We start from the raw sequence: 19,584 nt of genomic DNA, 5'->3' as shown, positions 1-19,584 counted from the left end.
ACCCGCTACCAAGGGCCGCATTGCGCGGCCGGCTTCACCCAGACAGGACTCCGAAGATGAACCAGGCATTGTGGATCGCGAAAACCGGACTGGATGCGCAGCAGATGCGCATGTCGGTGGTTTCCAACAACCTCGCCAACACCAACACCACCGGCTTCAAGCAGGACCGCGCCAGCTTCGAGGACCTGCTGTACCAGCAGGTGCGCCAGCCGGGCGGCTCTTCGTCGGCGCAGACGCAGCTGCCGACCGGCCTGCAGCTGGGTACCGGCGTGCGCGTGGTCGCCACCGCCAAGAACTTCGAGCAGGGTGGCCAGCAGCAGACCGGCCGCGCACTGGACGTGATGGTCAACGGACGCGGCTTCTTCGAAGTGCAGATGCCCGACGGCAGCTCGGCCTACACCCGTGATGGCTCGTTCAAGATCAACCAGGACAGCGAGCTGGTTACCAACAGCGGCTACCCGGTGCAGCCGGGCATCCAGATTCCCGAGGGCGCGCAGTCGGTCACCATCGGCAGCGACGGCACCATCAGCGTGAAGATGGCCGACAACGCCGCCTCGGTGGAAGTCGGTGCGCTGACCCTGACCGACTTCGTCAATCCGGCCGGCCTGCAGGCGCGTGGCGAGAACCTGTTCCTGGAGACCACGGCCTCGGGCCCGGCACAGAACGGCAATCCCGGCCTGAACGGCCTCGGCACCGTGGTGCAGGGTGCGCTGGAAGGCAGCAACGTCAATGTGGTGGAAGAGCTGGTGTCGATGATCGAAACCCAGCGCGCCTACGAAATGAATGCCAAGGCGATCTCCACCACCGACTCGATGCTCGGCTATCTCAACAACAAGATCTGACCGGCCCAACCGGGAAACCGCCATGTCGCCCATTTCCAACCTCGCCCGTACTGCCCTCGCCTGCACCGTGGTCGCCCTGCTCGGTGGCTGCGTGATCGCGGGCGACGTGCGCCCCTATCCGGCGATGGCACCGATCCAGCCGATCATGCCGCCGCAGGCCGCGCCCACCGCCGGTGCGATCTACGCCGCTGGCCCGACCCTGCAGCTGTATTCGGACCGCCGCGCACGCGATGTCGGCGACCTGCTGACGATCACCCTGCTGGAAAACACCACCGCGCAGACCAGCGCCAACACAGCCACCAACAAGGAATCCAACCTGAGCCTGGGCACGCCGTCCATCCTTGGTGCGCCGGTCACCCTGGGCGGCAAGGACATCCTCAGTGCGACGGCCAAGGGCGCGCGTGACTTCACCGGCAAGGGCAACAGCGCGCAGAGCAACCGCCTGCAGGGCAGCGTCACGGTCACGGTGATCCAGCGCCTGCCCAACGGCAACCTGGTGGTGCAGGGGCAGAAGAACCTGCGGCTGAACCAGGGCGATGAACTGGTGCAGGTGCAGGGCATCGTGCGCCCGGGCGACATCAGCCAGGACAACACCATTCCGTCCAGCCGCGTGGCCGAGGCCCGCATCGTCTACGGCGGCCGCGGCCCGGTCGCGCAGTCCAACGCGATGGGCTGGCTGAGCCGCTTCTTCAATTCCGGCCTGACGCCGTTCTGAGTATGGCCATGAAAGCTCTCTTCTCTTCTACGTGGCAGCGACGCATGGCGTCGCTCTACGGATCATTCTTCCTTCTGCTGGCAATGGCTGCGCCTGCCAGCGCCGAGCGCATCAAGGACCTGGCCCAGGTCGGCGGCGTGCGCGGCAATGCGCTGGTGGGCTATGGCCTGGTGGTCGGCCTGGATGGCAGCGGCGACCGTACCAGCCAGGCACCCTTTACAGTGCAGAGCCTGAAAAACCTGCTTGGCGAGCTGGGCGTGAACGTGCCGCCGAACGTCAATCCGCAGCTGAAGAACGTGGCCGCCGTGGCGATCCACGCCGAACTGCCGCCGTTCGCCAAGCCGGGCCAGCCGATCGACATCACGGTGTCTTCGATCGGCAACGCGGTGTCGCTGCGCGGCGGCTCGCTGCTGATGGCCCCGCTGCGCGGCGCCGATGGCCAGATCTATGCCATCGCCCAGGGCAATCTGATCGTGGGTGGCTTTGGCGCGCAGGGCAAGGACGGCTCCCGTGTCTCGGTGAACGTGCCCAGCGTCGGCCGTATTCCCAACGGCGCCACCGTGGAGCGTGCCCTGCCCGATCCGCTGGCCAACGGCGGCGACATCACCCTGAACCTGCACAACAACGATTTCACCACGGTCTCGCGCATGGTCGCCGCGCTGAACAACGCATTCGGCGAAGGCGCGGCGCGCGCGATCGATGGCGTGACCGTCGCCGTCACCGCACCGACCGATCCGGGCGCACGCATCGGCCTGCTGGCGCGCATCGAGAACCTGGAACTGACCGCGGGCAGCGCCCCGGCCAAGGTGGTGGTCAATTCACGCACCGGCACCGTGGTCATCGGCCAGCAGGTGCGCGTGGGGCCGGCCGCGATATCGCATGGTTCGCTGACCGTGACCATCCAGGAAAACACCAACGTCAGCCAGCCCAATGCGCTGTCGGGCGGCCGTACCGTTGCCAGCCCGCAGTCCACCATCACCGCCACCAACGACGGCAGCCGCATGTTCAAGTTCAGCGGCGGCACCACCCTGGACGAGATCGTGCATGCGGTGAACGCCGTAGGCGCGGCACCGGGCGACCTGATCGCGATCCTGGAAGCCCTGAAGCAGGCCGGCGCACTGAGTGCCGAGCTTGAGGTGATCTGACATGCGCATCAATCCCGCATTCGACCTGCACCCGGCGCAGCAGAACGATCCGGCGAAGATCGACAAGGTCGCTCGCCAGCTGGAAGGCCAGTTCGCACAGATGCTGGTCAAGAGCATGCGCGATGCCAGCTTCGGCGACTCGCTGTTTCCCGGCGAGAACAAGATGTTCCGCGACATGTACGACCAGAAGATTGCCGAGGCGATGACCCGCGGCAAGGGCCTGGGCCTGTCCGGCATGATCACCCGCCAGCTGTCCGGCCAGGCCGCCGAAGGTCCGGCACTGGATACCCGCGTGGATCCGGCCAAGGCCAGCCGCGCTTACCAGCTCAACGCGCCGGCCAGGCCGGCACCGTCGCTGCCCCTGGAAGATGGCAGCCAGGCCGTGCGCATGCTGCAGCAGATGGCCGCAGGCGCGCAGCACGGTGCGCAGGCCGCGCTGGCACCGATGGAGCAGGCACTGGACCTGATCGCCGGCCGTGAGAGCAGCGGCCTGCACCGCTCGCTGGGCACCGAGGATCCGTACATCGGCAGCCTGCAGGGCGAGGACTGGGCCGCCAACAGCGACCAGTGGACGGCGACGGCCAGCAATCGCGGCACGGCCGTGAGCCCGGCCGATGCCCTGGCCACGCGCACCGCGGTCGCCCAGCTCGGCGAGCATACCCCGGAGGGCTTCGTCGCCAGTATCTGGCAGCACGCACAGAGCGCGGCCAGGGAACTGGGCGTGGATGCCCGCGCCCTGGTCGCGCAGGCCGCGCTGGAGACCGGCTGGGGCAAGCGCCACATCAAGCATGCCGATGGCAGCACCTCGCACAACCTGTTCGGCATCAAGGCCACTGGCTGGAACGGCCAGCGCGCCACGGCCGGCACCCATGAATATGTCGATGGCGTGCGCCGCAACGAAACCGCCAGCTTCCGCGCCTACGGTTCAGCGGCCGAGAGCTTTGCCGACTACGTGCGCCTGCTGAAGACCAGCCCGCGCTACCAGCAGGCCCTGCAGGCCGGCACCGACGTGCAGGGCTTCGCCCGTGGCCTCCAGCGCGCCGGTTACGCCACCGATCCGCGCTACGCCGCCAAGATCGCTGCGATCGCCGGCGGCCCGACCATCGAGCGCGCCGTAGCCGCCGTGGCCGACGCCGGCTCGCGCCTTGGCCAGACCTTCGCCAGCACCGCGACCGCGGCGCTGGGTATCACCCGTCGTTGAGGAACACCATGTCCAGCGTACTTTCCACCGGTACCGGTGCCCTGCTCGCCTTCCAGCGAGCGTTGGCGACCACCAGCCACAACGTGGCCAACCTCAATACACCCGGCTACAGCCGGCAGAAGGTCAACTTCGCCACCGCCGATCCACAGAACTATGGCTACGGCACGGTCGGCAACGGCACCCGCATCACCGACATCCGTCGCACGGCCGACCAGCTGGCGATCTCGCGCCTGCTCGACAGCAGCGGTGAGCTGGCGCGCCTGAAGCAGCTTTCGGGCATGGCCGACCGGGTCAACGCCCTGTTCTCCGATGCTGCCACCAACGTGGCCGGCGTCTGGTCGAACTTCTTCGACTCGGTCAGTGGCCTGTCGTCCAACGCGGCCGGCACCGCCGACCGCCAGAACATGCTCGACGGTGGCAAGGCGCTGGCCAACCGATTCGTGCAGCTCAACACGCACCTGAACAATCTCAACAGCGAGGTCAACAACGGCCTGCTGGCCGGTGCGACCGAGGTCAACCGCCTTGCGCAGGAGATCGCGCAGATCAACGGTGCCATCGGCACCAACATTGCCTCGGCTGCACCGGACCTGCTCGACCGCCGCGATCAGCTGATCACCCAGCTGATCGGCTACACCGGTGGCACCGCGGTGATCCAGGACGGCGGCATCATGAATGTCTACACTGCCGGCGGCAACGCGCTGGTGGTGGGTACCACGGCCACCAAGGTCACCACCGTGGCCGATCCTTACCAGCCCGAGCGCCTGCAGTTGGCACTGGAGACCCAGGGCAACACCATCCGTCTCGACCCGAAGGCGGTCGGTGGCCAGATCGGTGGCCTGCTGGAATTCCGCGACACCGTGCTGACGCCTGCGCAGGCCGAACTGGGCAAGCTGGCGGTGGGCCTGGCCGAAAGCTTCAACCAGGTCCACCACCAGGGTGTGGATCTGTATGGCCAGATGGGCGGGGACTTCTTCAACATCGGCAGCCCGCGCGTGACCGGCAACAACAGCAATACCGGAACCGCCAGCCTCAGCGCCACCTATGGCGACCTGGGCAAACTGGACGCGCAGAACGTGGTGCTGCAGTTCGATGGCACCACCTGGAAGGCCAGCCGCGCCGACACCGGCGCCAGCATTCCCCTGACCGGTACCGGCACCGCCGCCGATCCGCTGGTGATCAACGGCGTGAACCTGGTCGTCGGCGGCACCCCGGCGGCCAATGACCGCTTCCTGCTGCAGCCCACCGCCGGCGTGGCCGGCAGCCTGGAGATGGCCATCACCGATCCGTCGCGCATTGCCGCGGCCGCCGCAGTCAAGGGCGCAGCCGCCACCGCCAACACCGGTACCGGCAAACTGAGCGGCGTCACCGTCACCGATTCGGCCAACGCGAACCTGCGCAATCCGTCGGCGATCGTGTTCACCTCGGCGACCACCTACACCATCGACGGTGGCCCGCCCCAGACCTATACGCCTGGCCAGACCATCAGTGCCAACGGCTGGAGCTTCGTACTGGACGGTGCGCCGAAGGTGGGCGATACCTTCAACATCACCCCGACCCCGGCTGGTTCGTCGGACAACAGCAACGCCTCCAGGTTGGTCAAGGTGGAAAGCACGAAGGCCTTCAACGCCGGAACGGTGACACTGAACGGTGCACTGGGTGGCCTGACCACCCAGGTCGGCGCCGCCGCCCGCTCGGCCGAGTACTCGCTCGATGCGCAGCTGGTGATCAATGACAAGGCACAGGAAGCCCGCGACGAGGTCTCCGGCGTGAATCTGGACGAAGAGGCCGCCGACATGCTGCGCCTGCAGCAGGCCTACCAGGCCGCCTCGCAGCTGATCTCCACCGCCGACAGCATGTTCCAGACCATCCTGGGAGCCGTCCGCCGATGAGCAGCCGAATCTCCACCAGCATGATGTTCAACCAGTCGGTGTCGCTGATGATGGCCAAGCAGGCCAAGCTCAGCCACCTGGAGCAGCAGATTGCTACTGGCAGCAAGATCGTCAGCGCCAAGGACGATCCGGTTGCCGCCGGCACTGCAGTCGGCCTTGACCGCAGCCTGGCCGCACTGGACCGCATGAAGCTCAACGCCGGCAATGTGCAGAACCGCCTGGGCGTGCAGGAAAACACCCTGGCGCAGGTCAACGACCTGATGGCGCGCGTCAATGATCTGACCATCCAGGCCAGCAATCCGGCGCTGAGCGCGGCGGACAAGAAGACGCTGATCACCGAAGTCAACCAGATCCGCGATGGCCTGCTTTCGCTGGCCAACGCCGACGATGGTACCGGCCGCTATGTGTTCGGTGGCACCAACGACGGTGACCCGCCGTTTGCCAAGATCAACGGCAAGGTCGTCTATCGCGGCGACCAGACCCAGCGCCAGGTTGAAGTCGGCCCCGATACCTATGTGCGCGACGCCCTGCCCGGCAGCGAGATCTTCATGCGTATTCCCACCGGCGACGGCTTCGTTGACGGCAGCGCCGCGGCCGGCAACACCGGCAACGGCGTGCTGACCAACATCACCCGCGACGGCAGCGACAGCTGGAACGGCCAGGGCTTCAGCGTGCGCTTCACCACCGGCACCCAGTACGAGGTGGTGGATGGTGCGGGCAACGTGACCGGCACCGGCACCTACAAGGCTGGCGACGACCTGGAAGTGAACGGTGTACGCCTGCGCATCACGGGTGCACCCGCAGCGGGCGACAGCTTCAGCGTACAGGCCGCCAGCAGCCGCGACATCTTCGCCACCATGGACAACCTGGTCGCCGCGCTGGGTGCCGACACCGGTACCACCGCGCAGATGACTGCGCAGCAGAATCAGCTGCAGAGCGCACTGCGCGACGTGGCGCGCGCCTCGGAGCGGATGATCGATTCGCGCGCTGCGGGAGGCGCGCAGCTGAAGGCACTGGACAACGCGGCGGACATGCGCGAGGCCAATGGCGTGACCCTGAAAACCACGCTGTCGCAGATGCGCGACCTGGATTACGCCGATGCGCTGAGCCAGTACCAGCTGCAGAGCACCGCACTGCAGGCGGCGCAGACGATCTTCTCGCAGATGCAGTCGATGTCGCTGTTCAACAAGCTGCGCTGACGCCACGCCCGAGTCACTCCCGAAAGGCCGCGATGCCCTGCATCGCGGCCTTTTTGGTTTGCGCGCCTGCCCGCCGCCACGCGGCCCTCTGGCCATCTCCGGCCGATTTTCCGTGATTGCCCATCAAGCCGGGTCGCACCTCGCCGATACCTTCATCAGCGCTGGTCAGGCCCTGCCCGACCGCCCCTCCCGGGGTCGCTTCCATCCTGGCAACAGGGCTGAAAACCCCGGGAAAACAGCTTCAGGCAACGAATTCCGGCTTCAGCGGAATTCACGGCTAAAGGTTGTTGACAAAGCGCCGTTATTCATTTGGCAACGGCGAAGCACACAGCCACACAAAAAAACAGGCGGCGCTTCGTTTCATTCACCAACGGGTTCCATATAAGAGGAGACGACCCCATGGCACAGGTAATCAACACCAATACGATGTCGCTCAACGCTCAGCGCAACCTGAGCACCAGCGGCAGCTCGCTCGCTACCACCATCCAGCGCCTCTCGTCCGGCCTGCGCATCAACAGCGCGAAGGACGACGCGGCCGGCCTGGCCATCAGCGAGCGCTTCACCACCCAGATCCGCGGTCTGGACGTGGCCATCCGCAACGCCAACGACGGCATCTCGCTGGCCCAGGTCGCCGAGGGTTCGCTGAACGAAGTCGGCAACAACCTGCAGCGCATCCGCGAACTGGGTGTGCAGGCCTCCAACGCCACCAACTCGGCCAGCGACCGCAAGGCCCTACAGGCGGAAGTGACCCAGCTGGTCTCGGAAATCGATCGTGTGGCCAAGCAGGCCGACTTCAACGGTACCAAGCTGCTGGACGGCAGCTTCACCAGCCAGCTGTTCCAGGTGGGCGCCAACGCCGGCCAGGCCATTGCCATCAACAGCGTGGTCAACGCCAAGGCCGATTCGCTGGGGGCTGCCACCTTCGCCAACGGCTACACCGGCACCGCGCTGGCGGTGGACAAGGCCACGGCCGACACCACCTACTCCGGTCTGCAGGTCTCGGTCACCCCGCCGGGCGGCACCGCCACCACGGTCACCATCAGCGACTTCACCGTGAAGGCCGGCGAGTCGATCACCTCGGCCACCGCTGCGGCGATCAACAACAAGCTGGGTGAAACCGGCGTGGTGGCCTCGGTCAATGCCGGCGTCATCAGCCTGGCTTCGGTCAAGGATGGCCAGACCTTCGCCCTGGGCGTCAGCGCGGCAACCCCGCCGGCCGGCGTCACCGCCGCGACCATCGCCGGCCTGGGCCTGACCGAGACCAGCACCAACGGCGGCACCCTGACCGGTGCAGCAGCCAGCTTCGTCAAGGACCTGAACGTCACCACCGCCGAAGGCGCACAGAAGGCGATGTCGATCGTCGACAAGGCCCTGGAATCGGTCAACAGCGTCCGCGCCGACCTCGGCGCGATCCAGAACCGCTTCACCTCGGTGGTCGCCAACCTGCAGACCTCCTCGGAGAACCTGTCCGCATCGCGCAGCCGCATCCGCGATACCGACTTCGCCAAGGAAACCGCCGAACTGACCCGCACCCAGATCCTGCAGCAGGCCGGTACGGCCATGCTGGCCCAGGCCAACCAGGTACCGCAGAACGTGCTCAGCCTGTTGCAGCGCTGACATGAGCCGCCCCCGGGGCACGTCGGGGGCGTCTGACCCAACTCACGTGCAACCGCTCAAGGACCTCTCCTCATGGCACAAGTCATCAACACCAATACGATGTCGTTGAATGCTCAGCGTAACCTGAGCACCAGCGGCAGCTCGCTGGCTACCACCATCCAGCGCCTGTCCTCCGGTTCGCGCATCAACAGCGCCAAGGACGACGCCGCCGGCCTGGCGATCTCCGAGCGCTTCGGCACGCAGATCCGCGGTACCGACGTCGCCATCCGCAATGCCAACGACGGCATCTCGCTGGCCCAGGTCGCCGAAGGCTCGCTGACCGAGATCGGCAACAACCTGCAGCGCGTCCGCGAGCTGTCGGTGCAGGCCGCCAACGCCACCAACTCGGCCAGCGACCGCAAGGCCCTGCAGGCCGAAGTGACCCAGCTCGTCTCGGAAATCGACCGCGTCGCCAAGCAGTCCGACTTCAACGGCACCAAGCTGCTGGACGGTTCGTTCTCCAGCCAGCTGTTCCAGGTCGGTGCCAACGCCGGCCAGGCCATCGCCATCGACAAGACCATCGATGCCAAGGCCAACGCCCTGGGCGGCGCCAAGTTCGACACCAACTCGCTGGCCCTGGCCGACCCGGGCACCAACGCCGACCTCAAGGTCACTGGCCTGCAGATCAATGGCGTGACCATCGCCGACGTCGATGTCAAGCAGGGTGCCGACGCCGCTGCCACCGGCAAGGCCTCCCGCGAGGCGCTGGTGACTGCCATCAACGCCAAGATCGGTGAGACCGGTGTCTACGCCGAAGTGAACGGCACCGCTGGCGTCACCCTGACCTCGGTCAAGGACAGCGTCAACGCCGATGGTTCGTTCAAGGCCATCACCGCATCGGTGGGCACCTGGACCGGCGCTACCGCACCGACCTTCACCGCCACGCTGGCGACCGCCGCACCGGCGTCCAAGTTCGCCAGTGACCTGGACGTCAGCACGGTCAAGGGCGCACAGCAGGCGATGGAAGTGGTCGACAAGGCCCTGAGTGCGATCAACAGCACTCGTGCCGACCTGGGCGCCGTGCAGAACCGCTTCACCTCGGTGGTGGCCAACCTGCAGACCTCGTCGGAAAACCTGTCGGCTTCGCGTAGCCGCATCAAGGACACCGACTTCGCCAAGGAAACCGCAGAGCTGACCCGCACCCAGATCCTGCAGCAGGCCGGTACGGCCATGCTGGCCCAGGCCAACCAGGTGCCGCAGGGCGTGCTCAGCCTGCTGCGCTGATCCGCTCCCTGATCGACCGCCGGGTGGCATCTGAACCGCCGCCCGGCTTCTGAAACACGTTCCACCTTCGCCAAAGGAAAAGCACCATGGCACAAGTCATCAACACCAACACCATGTCCCTGAATGCTCAGCGTAACCTGAGCACCAGCGGCAGCTCGCTGGCCACCACCATCCAGCGCCTGTCCTCCGGTTCGCGCATCAACAGCGCCAAGGACGACGCCGCCGGCCTGGCGATCTCCGAGCGCTTCGGCACGCAGATCCGCGGTACCGACGTCGCCATCCGCAACGCCAACGACGGCATCTCGCTGGCCCAGGTCGCCGAAGGTTCGCTGACCGAAATCGGCAACAACCTGCAGCGCGTCCGCGAGCTGTCGGTGCAGGCCGCCAACGCCACCAACTCGGCCAGCGACCGCAAGGCGCTGCAGGCCGAAGTGACCCAGCTGGTCTCGGAAATCGACCGCGTTGCCAAGCAGTCGGACTTCAACGGCACCAAGCTGCTGGACGGCTCGTTCTCCAGCCAGCTGTTCCAGGTCGGTGCCAACGCCGGCCAGGCCATCGCCATCGACAAGACCATCGACGCCAAGGCCAACGCCCTGGGCGGTGCCCAGTTCGCCACGGCCACTGCTGCCGTCACCGGTGCCGACAACGTTGATACCGCTGTTGCCGCGTTCACCATCACCGACAGCAAGGGCACCGTCGTCAACTTCGACGCGATGACCGTGAAGAGCGTCGGCGATGCGGCCGCCAACACCGCGGCAGCCGGCAAGGCCGTCGCAACCGCGATCAATGCCAAGATCGGCGAGACCGGCGTCTATGCCGAAGCCGACGCGGCCGGCGCGCTCACGCTGACCTCGGTCAAGGACAGCGTCAACAATGCCGGTGCTTTCACGGCCTTCAGCAGCACCATCGCTGGGTTCACCGCAGGTGCCGCGCCGACCGCCAAGTTCGCCGACAAGATCGACGTGTCCACCGTGAAGGGTGCACAGCAGGCGATGGAAGTGGTCGACAAGGCCCTGGGTGCGATCAACAGCACCCGTGCCGACCTCGGTGCGATCCAGAACCGCTTCACCTCGGTGGTGGCCAACCTGCAGACCTCGTCGGAAAACCTGTCGGCTTCGCGTAGCCGCATCAAGGACACCGACTTCGCCAAGGAAACCGCAGAGCTGACCCGCACCCAGATCCTGCAGCAGGCCGGTACGGCCATGCTGGCCCAGGCCAACCAGGTGCCGCAGGGCGTGCTCAGCCTGCTGCGCTGATCCACGGCAAGAGGGCGCCGCTACCGTCGGGTCGAACCGACGGTAGCGGCAACCGGGAAGCCACGATGCACGAAGGCGCGGGCCATGCCCGGCCCGGGATGAGTCCCGAACCGGCTTGGCATCGCCCGCTCCTGCGGACCTCTCTTTCAGCGCTGTACCTTTGACTGTACGTACCGGGCGGCTTCGTCTCCCCCCGATTGTCAGTAGTCTGATCCCTCCCCTGCATTGGGGGAGGGCTTTTTGCAGACTCCCGGCAGCCCGCGGTGAACCCACCCGCACCCTGCCCCAGCCCACCTGCAACCCGCGTGCCAGAACCCGCGCCAGGCGATTGGCACGGCACGTGCATCAACGAAGTCCTCAAGACCCAGCGGCGCAGGCCGCTATTTTCGTTGACGACGGGCCACCGCACGACGGCCGGGCCCGGATACCAGGAGAAACGACGTGGCAGACTTTGGATACGGTGGCATTGGCTCGGGGCTCAACATCTCGGACATCGTCAACCAGCTGGTCGCAGCCGACCGCAAGCCCGCCGACAATGCGCTGAACCTGCAGCAGTCCAAGGCCAAGATGCAGCTGTCGTCGATCGGCACCATCACCTCGGCCTTCGACAAGCTGAAGACGGCGCTGACCGCACTGAAGGCCACCACGGCGTTCGACACGCGCACCGTGACCGCAAGCAAAGGCGGCGACAAGGGCACCGACGAGATCCTGACGGCGTCGGTCGCGCTGTATGACGTCGGCACAACCAAGGCTGCCGCCTCCAATGGCACGCACGTGGTCAATGTCACCTCGCTGGCCACCGCGCACAAACTGATCGCCGATACCTCGGTACCCAAGACCGACACGTTTGCTGCCGGAACCTTGACGCTGACCGTTGGCGTGGGCGACAAGGCCAAGACCATGAACGTGGAGGTGGAGGACGGCGACACGCTGACCACCATCCGCAACAAGATCGATGCGGCTGGCCGCAAGGAAGGCGTGCAGGCCACCCTGATCAGCTCCGGCGACAACCAGTACCTGTCGATCGCCCAGGAGAAGACCGGTGCCGCCAACGCGATCAAGCTCGAATACGCAGGCAGCGACGCCAAGCTGGGGGGACTGGTCAACAGCCTCAAGCAGAACACCGCCGCCGCCGACGCCGAGCTGACCATCGATGGCGTGAAGGTCGTAAGCGCCAGCAATACGGTGGCCGATGCGGTTCCGGGCCTGACCCTGAACCTGAAGATGCCGGGCACCAGCACGGTGACCATCAGCACCGACACTGCGGCAGCCACCAAGGTGATGCAGGAGTTCGTCACCGCCTACAACGCCGCACTGGCGGCGATCAACACCGAAACCAAGTACGACGCCAAGACCAAAGAAGCCTCCACGCTGACCGGTGATGCGCAGATGCGCGGCGCCACCAGCCAGCTGCGCTCGGTGATGTCGAGCGTGCTCAAGGACCTGGCTGGTGACAAGCTCGATGCCAAGGCGATCGGTCTGGATACCCGCGGCTACCCCAATGCCGACGGCACGCTGATCCTGGACACCACCAAGTTCGCCGCCGCACTGGCCAGCCAGCCGGAGAAGATGCGCCAGGCGATCACCGGAGATACCGGCGGTGCCGGCAAGCTGTACACGCTGGTCGACGGCTATGTCAGCACCACGGTCGGCAAGGAAGGCGCGTTCGTCGCGCGGACCAAGGGACTGAACACCACGCTGGACAACATCGACAAGCGCCGCAAGGATCTCGACACGCGGATGAAGAGCGTGGAAGAGCGCTACAAGAAGCAGTTCATCGCGCTGGACAGCCTGATGGGCAAGTTGCAGCAGAGCAACACGGCGCTGCAGCAGCAGCTGGCACAGTTGAACCGCTGACGATGCGTGCGTGGCACTCAAGTTTGCCGCGCAATGCACCGATAACGGACGCAACAGCAATCATCGCCGCGCCGCCGGCACCGATCCCCACAATCGCCCGGCGGCACCCCGCGCAAGGAGAATCACGAATGTACGGTTCCAGCCGTCAATATGCCGAGCAGTACCGCCAGGTGGGAGTGACCAGTGCGGTCGCCGATGCCGATCCGCACAAGCTGGTGGCGATGCTGCTGGCCGGCGCGCTGGAGCGCGTGCGTCGCGCCCTGGCCAGCCTCGAGCGCGGCGACCAGGCCGGCAAGGGCAAGGCGATCGGCGAAGTCTGCGCGATCGTCGGCCACCTCAACGGCTCGCTGGACCATGAGGCCGGCGGCGAGATCGCCGGCAACCTGTCGGCCCTGTACGATTACGTGCTGCAGCGCCTGACCGAAGCCAACCTGCACAACGACCGCGCCGCGCTGGATGAATCGCTGCAGCTGCTGGGCGAGATCGACAGCGCCTGGAACGCGATCCCGCACGAACAGCGCCGCCCGGCCGCGGTGGCGCCATGAGCCTGCCCGAACTGCACGCGCAGCTGGATGCCTTCGAGAAGGCACTGGGCGATGACGCCCTGGACCAGGCCGACAGCCTGCTCGACGGGCACGACAGCACCCTGCATGCCCTGCTCAGCCAGCCGCTGACCGCTGCGGACCACGCGCCGCTGAGCGCCCTGTTCGAGCGCCAGCAGAGCCTTCTGGGCCTGCTGCGCCAGCGCCGCGATGCAGCAGCCGCACTGATGAATGACGGTCAGCGCTCTCTTCGCGCCGCCCATGCCTACCTGCAGGCAGAATCGCTGGCATGACCCAGCTGCCGACCATGTCGCTGCACCATCCTGCCGAAAGCGAGCTGTTCGACGAAACGCTCAGCTGCGAGCTGGCCCTGCCGGCCGAGTTCCAGGCGGGCAGCGCGGCCGGACGCACCAGCGGTGCCGAAGGCCTGCTGCGCAGCTTGGCACTGGTCGAAGACAGCCGTGTTGACGAGCACGACGAGCGCAACGAGGCCACCCTGCAGCTGCAACGCCTTGAAGCCAAGCTGGACCTGGCGATGGTGCTGCTCGGCCGCCTGGTGCGCCAGCAGGGCCTGGAACTGCCCCTGCGCCCGGTGCGCTGGTCGCGCCGTGGCATCCGCCTGCAGCTGGGCCCGCGCAGTGGTGCCAGGCCCGGACAGGCCGGCGTGGTCCGCCTGCAGCCCAGCGACTGGCTGCCCGACCACATCGACCTGCCGGTGGAAGTGATCGCCGAGGCAGCCGACGGCAGCGGCGGCCACTTCCTGTGGCTGCGCTTCCAGCGCCTGGGCGACGGCCTGGAAATGGCAATGGAACGGCACCTGTTCCGACTGCACCGCCGCCAGGTGGCCGAGGCGCGCCGGGCGCGCTGAAAGCTGCCACCATCACGCTTGGCGGGCAAGCCTTGGCGCGCCCGTTCAGCTAAGTTAAGGTGGACTCCCCTACTCGGATCTGTTGCGTGCCTGTGCGAGTTCTCATCGTCGACGATCACACCCTCGTCCGCGCCGGCCTGGCGCGGCTGCTGCACGGGTTTGCCGACGTGCAGCTCGTCGCCGAGGCCAGCAACGCCGAACAGGCACTGCAGCTGGCCCTGCAGCATGCGCCGGATGTGGTGCTGATGGATCTCTCGTTGCCGGGCCGCACCGGCCTGGAAGCGCTCAGCGACATCCGCCTGCGCGCCCCGGGCACCCGGGTGGTGATGATGACCATGCACGACGATGCCGCCCATGTGCGCGACGCCCTGGATCGCGGTGCGGTCGGGTTCGTGGTGAAGGATGCAGCACCGCAGGAGCTGGAACTGGCGCTGCGCGCCGCGCATGCCGGCCAGGTGTTCCTGAGTCCCCAGATCTCGGCCAAGATGCTGGCACCCATGCTGGGCCGCGAGAAGCCTACCGGCATTGCCGCGCTGTCGCCGCGTCAGCGCGAGATCCTGCGCCGCATCGGCAAGGGCGAAAGCAACAAGGAAATCGCCGCGGACCTCGGCATCAGCGTGAAGACGGTGGAAACCCATCGCGCACGCATGATGGAGTCGTTGGGCTGCCGCCGCGCCAATGACCTGTTGCTGCTGGCCGCGCGCCACCAGCACGAGCTGGAGTGATTGCCTGCGAATGGGGTCAGATCCCTTTCCGCAGGAAAGGGATCTGACCCCTGCCCGGCACTGCACCGGCGACGAATTCCCGTCACCCCGACCTTCCCTGACAGGAATCCGTACACCGGCCGCTGCAAAACCCGCTGCGTCGGCACGACGAATCAATGACTTGGCGGCCCGTTTCGTCAATATCCCGAGCCAATGTAGGGATAACCCCTACATCCTGTCGGGACAACCACGAATCCCCTCAGGAACCCCCCGATTCCGCCCACGCCGGATCAAAAGCAAGATGCGTTCCACAAGGCGCCGGGGAGCGGCGCCGGGGAACCACGATGAAGGCTGCACTCTCGACCCAGCTGGGCCAACAACTTCACCTCACCCCGCAGCTGCTGCAGTCGATACGGCTGTTGCAGCTTGATGGCCTGCACCTGGAACAGGAAATCCAGCGCCTGCTGGACTCCAACCCGCTGCTGGAGATCGAAGAGGCCGAAGCGCCTGCCGCTGATGCCACCGAGGTCAGCGCCACCACGCTGGAAACCGCCGCGTTCGACGAGCTGCCGGAGTCTTCGATGTGGGACGTGGCCGGCGCCAGCTGGCAGGACGGCGACGACGACCGCATGGCGCGCATTGCCGCCGGTGAGTCGACCGACCCTCAGCTGCGCGTGCTGCAGCGCCTGGCGCTGGACATGGACGACAGCGAACTGGCGGTGGCCGCGTTCTGGCTCGACCACTGCGACGAGGCAGGCTACCTGCAGGCGCCACTGGCGCAGCTGCAGCTGCTGGCCAGCGCCCAGTTCGACATCGCCGCCGAAGGCGTCGAGGCCATCCGCCAGCAGCTGCTGCACGGTGAACCGGCTGGCATGGCTGCGCAGGACCTGCGCGAAGGCCTGCAGGCACAACTGCGCAGCCTGCACGGCGTGGTCCCCGCGCGTCACCTGGCCGCCCGCATCCTCGATGGCGCGCTCGAGGCACTGGCCGCGCACGACTACCCCGCCCTCGCCCGCCAGCACGACGCCGAGATCGACGACGTGCGCGAGGCGGTGTGCCTGATCCTCTCGCTGCAGCCGCGCCCCGGCGACAGCCTGCTGCCCGAACGCAACGCTGTGGTAGTGCCGGACGTCGTCGCCTGGCACGCCGATGGGCAATGGAAGGTGGCACTGAACCCGGCCACCAGCCGCCGCGTCTCGATCAACAGCCAGTACGAACAGGCGCTGGCCGAAACCAGCGAAGCCGCGCCGGCACTGCGCGAGATGCTGCAGGAGGCGCGCTGGTTCAGCCGCGGCCTGTCGATGCGCTACGACACCCTGCTGCGCACCGCGCGCGTGATCGTCGAGCGCCAGGCCGCCTTCCTGGTGAGTGGCGAAGAGGCGATGGCGCCGCTGACCCTGAAGGAAGTGGCCGAGGAAATCGGCATGCACGAGTCCACCGTCTCGCGCATCACCACCGGCAAGTTCCTGCAGACCCCGCGCGGCACCTTCGAACTGAAGCACTTCTTCGCCGTGCGCCTGGAAGGCGCCAGCGTCTCCGGCCAGGCGGTGAAAGCCATGGTCCGCCGCCTGATCGACGCCGAACCCGCCGGCCGTCCGCTGGCCGACGAGGCCATTGCCGGCCTGCTGTCACGCCAGGGGGTGAACATTGCCCGCCGAACCGTCGCAAAATACCGAGAACAACTGGATATCGCCCCGGCCCGCGAACGGCGCCGGCTCAGCGCCAGGCAACCGCAGCTGGCCCGGGTGGGCTGAAAAGGATGTTGGACATGAACAAGCTCACGGTCCTGCTGGTCGATGACCACGAGGGCTTCATCAACGCGGCGATGCGCCATTTCCGCAAGATCGACTGGCTGCAGATCGTCGGCAGTGCCGGCAACGGCCTGGAAGCGATCGAGCGCTCGGAAACGCTGCGCCCGCAGGTGGTGCTGATGGACCTGGCCATGCCGGAGATGGGCGGCCTGCAGGCCACCCGCCTGATCAAGTCGCAGGACGATGCACCGTACATCGTGATCGCCAGCCACTTCGACGACGCCGAGCACCGCGAACACGCGCTGCGTGCCGGTGCCGACAACTTTGTCAGCAAGCTGTCCTACATCCAGGAAGTCATGCCGATCCTGGAAGGCCTCAGGGAGGAACAGTCGTGAGTGAATCGCGCATCCTGGTGCTGGACAACGACGCCGTGCGCGCAGAGCGCACCGTTGCCCTGCTGGAATTCATGGACTTCAATCCGCGCTGGGTCTCCGACGCGGCCGACTTCGACCTGGGCCGGCAGCGCCAGAACGACTGGATGGCGGTGATCGTCGGCAGCCTGGACGACAGCCCCGCCAGCACCGCGCTATACAACTGGCTGGGCGGCAGCAGCCTGCCGCCTCCGGTGCTGCTGGCCGATGGTGATGCCGCAATGTTTGCCCAGCAGCACGGGCTGCATGAAGCGAATATCTGGCCGCTGGAAACGCCGCTGCGCCACGCACAGATGGAAGCCCTGCTGCGCCGCGCCAGCCTCAAGCGCCTGGATGCCGAGCATCAGGCCGGCGCCGCGCAGGACCAGGGACCCACCGGCAACGGCCCGGCAGTGAGCGCCCTGCGCACCATGATCGAGCAGGTGGCCGCATTCGATACTACCGTGCTGGTGCTGGGTGAATCCGGTACCGGCAAGGAAGTGGTGTCGCGCGCCATCCACCAGCGTTCGCCACGCCGTGACGGACCGTTTGTGGCGATCAACTGCGGCGCCATTCCGGCCGACCTGCTGGAAAGCGAACTGTTCGGCCATGAGAAGGGCGCCTTCACCGGCGCGCTCACCGCGCGCAAGGGCCGTTTCGAAATGGCCGAGGGCGGCACCCTGCTGCTCGACGAAATCGGCGACATGAGCCTGCCGATGCAGGTGAAGCTGCTGCGCGTGCTGCAGGAGCGCAGTTTCGAGCGCGTGGGTGGCAACCAGACCATCCGCTGCAACGTGCGCGTGGTGGCCGCGACCCATCGCGACCTGGAGACCCGCATCGCTGAGGGCAAGTTCCGCGAGGATCTGTTCTACCGCCTCAACGTGTTCCCGATTGAAGTACCCGCGCTGCGCGAGCGTCGCGAAGACCTGCCGGCACTGGTGGAAACCATCGCCGCGCAGCTGGCCCGCACTGGCCGTGGCGAAGTGCGCTTCACCCCGGAAGCCCTGCAGGCGCTGGCCGGCTACGAATGGCCGGGCAACGTGCGCGAGCTGACCAACCTGGTCGAACGACTGGCCGTACTGCATCCGGGTGGCTCGGTGCGCGTACAGGACCTGCCGGCCCGTTATCGTGGCGATGCGGCACTGGCCGCCGTCGCTGCGCTGGCGCCGGCACCGCCCGCCGCCAGCGAAGAGCGACTGGACCTGCGCAGCTTCTCCTTCCACACACCCGGCAGCGGCAACCAGCCGGCGCTGGAACACGGTATCGCCGTCAATCGCCCGGCGGCACCGGCCGCACTGCCCGACGAGGGCATGGACCTGCGCAACCACATGGCCAGCATCGAACTGGGCCTGATCAACGAAGCACTGGAACGCACCCAGGGCGTGGTCGCCCACGCCGCCCAGCTGCTTGGCCTGCGCCGCACCACCCTGGTGGAAAAGCTGCGCAAGTACGGCATCGAACGCGAGCAGGCCGAACTGGCCGGCTGAACCGCGCCACCAGCATGAAGGGGGCACGAACGCCTGGGCTCGCCCGGGCGTTGGTGTTTTGGGCCCCTGGGCTCACATCCCCTTGCTGCGGAGCGGGATCTGAGCCCATTGCTTTTGCACGTTTTCCTAGAGACAACACCGCCGCAGTGCGGAGCATGGCGAGGACACCCCCAAGGAGGTTCCACCATGCATCGCCTTGCCCTGCTCGCCACCCTGCTCTGCCCGGCCCTGGCCACCGCGGCCAACTGCACGCTACCTGTCACGCTGGACCAGCGCCACTTCACCAACCTCAGCGATCCGTTGTATGCGCCGGACAATCCGAACGCCGGACGCATGGTGCAGGTCAGCTTCACCGGCAACCAGTACGTGCTGGATATCCTCGGCACCGACCTGCGCATCGGCGGCAGCTACCGCTACCAGCGCCTGGCCCCGCATATCGCGGAGATCCAGATGAGCGAAAGCCACCCGGCCGGCCCCGCACGCTACACCCTGCTGCTGACCTGCCTGAGCGACCGCCAGGGCCGCTTCATCTACACCCAGCACGACGGCCCCATCGCCCCGCGCCAGCGCCAGAATTCCGGCCACTGGACCCTGCAGCCGTAGGCCAGAAAACCGACGCCGGTTAAATGGCGCCTTCAATGGGGTCAGAGCCCGTTGCGTTGCAACGGGATCCGACCCCGTGCCGACCAACGGTCGGCACCCACCATCAGTAGCAGGTTTCAACAGATCGCGGCCACCTGTCGCCGGACCCAGCCCGCCACCCCACGGATAGCCCGCCGTTGACGTTGACGTTGATTCGGCGGGTGCAGGGCGCAGCCCTGCCAGCACACCCACAACC

Annotated in this window: 18 protein-coding genes; all 18 read left to right on the top strand. The window is 66.8% G+C overall.

All coding sequences use genetic code 11. The annotated features are described in order from the left end of the window. Positions 1-56 precede the first annotated feature (56 nt). The gene (gene flgG / locus ACM0PB_RS14230; protein WP_005416457.1) at positions 57-842 is read left to right on the top strand and encodes a flagellar basal-body rod protein FlgG; all 786 of its coding nucleotides are present in this window, start codon (positions 57-59) and stop codon (positions 840-842) included. A gap of 22 nt (positions 843-864) precedes the next feature. Next, on the top strand, positions 865-1,557 hold the full coding sequence (gene flgH, locus ACM0PB_RS14225) for a flagellar basal body L-ring protein FlgH (protein ID WP_005416456.1): 693 nt from the start codon (positions 865-867) through the stop codon (positions 1,555-1,557). 2 nt (positions 1,558-1,559) lie between these two features. Further along, the gene (locus ACM0PB_RS14220; protein WP_414604384.1) at positions 1,560-2,702 is read left to right on the top strand and encodes a flagellar basal body P-ring protein FlgI; all 1,143 of its coding nucleotides are present in this window, start codon (positions 1,560-1,562) and stop codon (positions 2,700-2,702) included. A gap of 1 nt (position 2,703) precedes the next feature. Next, positions 2,704-3,903: a flagellar assembly peptidoglycan hydrolase FlgJ gene (gene flgJ / locus ACM0PB_RS14215; RefSeq protein WP_005416454.1), complete on the top strand. Its 1,200-nt coding sequence runs from the start codon at positions 2,704-2,706 to the stop codon at positions 3,901-3,903. An 8-nt stretch (positions 3,904-3,911) separates the two neighbouring features. Continuing rightward, positions 3,912-5,792 (top strand): flagellar hook-associated protein FlgK, encoded by a 1,881-nt coding sequence (flgK, locus tag ACM0PB_RS14210; protein ID WP_139727062.1) that lies wholly within the window; start codon positions 3,912-3,914, stop codon positions 5,790-5,792. Then, positions 5,789-6,991: a flagellar hook-associated protein FlgL gene (gene flgL / locus ACM0PB_RS14205; RefSeq protein WP_005416452.1), complete on the top strand. Its 1,203-nt coding sequence runs from the start codon at positions 5,789-5,791 to the stop codon at positions 6,989-6,991. The genes flgK and flgL overlap by 4 nt, the downstream gene beginning before the upstream one ends. 399 nt (positions 6,992-7,390) lie before the next feature. After that, entirely contained in the window at positions 7,391-8,608 is a 1,218-nt protein-coding gene (locus ACM0PB_RS14200) for a flagellin (RefSeq protein WP_005416451.1), read from the top strand. Positions 8,609-8,680: 72 nt separating this feature from the next. Beyond that, positions 8,681-9,871, top strand: a complete 1,191-nt coding sequence (locus ACM0PB_RS14195) for a flagellin (protein ID WP_061478705.1) — start codon at positions 8,681-8,683, stop codon at positions 9,869-9,871. 86 nt (positions 9,872-9,957) lie between these two features. After that, positions 9,958-11,127, top strand: coding sequence for a flagellin (locus ACM0PB_RS14190; RefSeq protein ID WP_061478706.1), 1,170 nt, complete (start codon positions 9,958-9,960; stop codon positions 11,125-11,127). A 441-nt stretch (positions 11,128-11,568) separates the two neighbouring features. Next, entirely contained in the window at positions 11,569-12,984 is a 1,416-nt protein-coding gene (gene fliD / locus ACM0PB_RS14185; RefSeq protein ID WP_005416448.1) for a flagellar filament capping protein FliD, read from the top strand. A gap of 128 nt (positions 12,985-13,112) precedes the next feature. Further along, positions 13,113-13,529: a flagellar export chaperone FliS gene (gene fliS, locus ACM0PB_RS14180; RefSeq protein WP_005416447.1), complete on the top strand. Its 417-nt coding sequence runs from the start codon at positions 13,113-13,115 to the stop codon at positions 13,527-13,529. After that, a complete protein-coding gene (locus ACM0PB_RS14175) occupies positions 13,526-13,819 on the top strand; it encodes a hypothetical protein (protein WP_005416446.1) in 294 nt (97 codons plus the stop codon). Before fliS ends, ACM0PB_RS14175 begins: the two co-directional genes overlap by 4 nt. Then, a complete protein-coding gene (locus ACM0PB_RS14170; protein WP_414604811.1) occupies positions 13,816-14,394 on the top strand; it encodes a PilZ domain-containing protein in 579 nt (192 codons plus the stop codon). The genes ACM0PB_RS14175 and ACM0PB_RS14170 overlap by 4 nt, the downstream gene beginning before the upstream one ends. A gap of 92 nt (positions 14,395-14,486) precedes the next feature. After that, positions 14,487-15,119, top strand: coding sequence for a response regulator (locus ACM0PB_RS14165; RefSeq protein ID WP_414604812.1), 633 nt, complete (start codon positions 14,487-14,489; stop codon positions 15,117-15,119). Between the two features lie 323 nt (positions 15,120-15,442). Beyond that, positions 15,443-16,852 carry an RNA polymerase factor sigma-54 gene (rpoN, locus tag ACM0PB_RS14160; protein ID WP_414604810.1) on the top strand — a complete coding sequence of 470 codons (1,410 nt, stop codon included), beginning with the start codon at positions 15,443-15,445 and terminating at the stop codon, positions 16,850-16,852. A gap of 14 nt (positions 16,853-16,866) precedes the next feature. Further along, positions 16,867-17,244 (top strand): response regulator, encoded by a 378-nt coding sequence (locus ACM0PB_RS14155; RefSeq protein ID WP_005409556.1) that lies wholly within the window; start codon positions 16,867-16,869, stop codon positions 17,242-17,244. Then, the gene (locus ACM0PB_RS14150; RefSeq protein WP_065178549.1) at positions 17,241-18,746 is read left to right on the top strand and encodes a sigma-54 dependent transcriptional regulator; all 1,506 of its coding nucleotides are present in this window, start codon (positions 17,241-17,243) and stop codon (positions 18,744-18,746) included. Before ACM0PB_RS14155 ends, ACM0PB_RS14150 begins: the two co-directional genes overlap by 4 nt. Before the next feature lie 186 nt (positions 18,747-18,932). Then, entirely contained in the window at positions 18,933-19,349 is a 417-nt protein-coding gene (locus ACM0PB_RS14145) for a hypothetical protein (protein WP_049460596.1), read from the top strand. The last annotated feature ends 235 nt before the right edge of the window (positions 19,350-19,584 follow it).

This window comes from Stenotrophomonas sp. AR029, assembly GCF_047520695.2.
GTDB lineage: Bacteria > Pseudomonadota > Gammaproteobacteria > Xanthomonadales > Xanthomonadaceae > Stenotrophomonas > Stenotrophomonas sepilia.
This window is presented reverse-complemented; position numbering and strand designations above follow the sequence as displayed.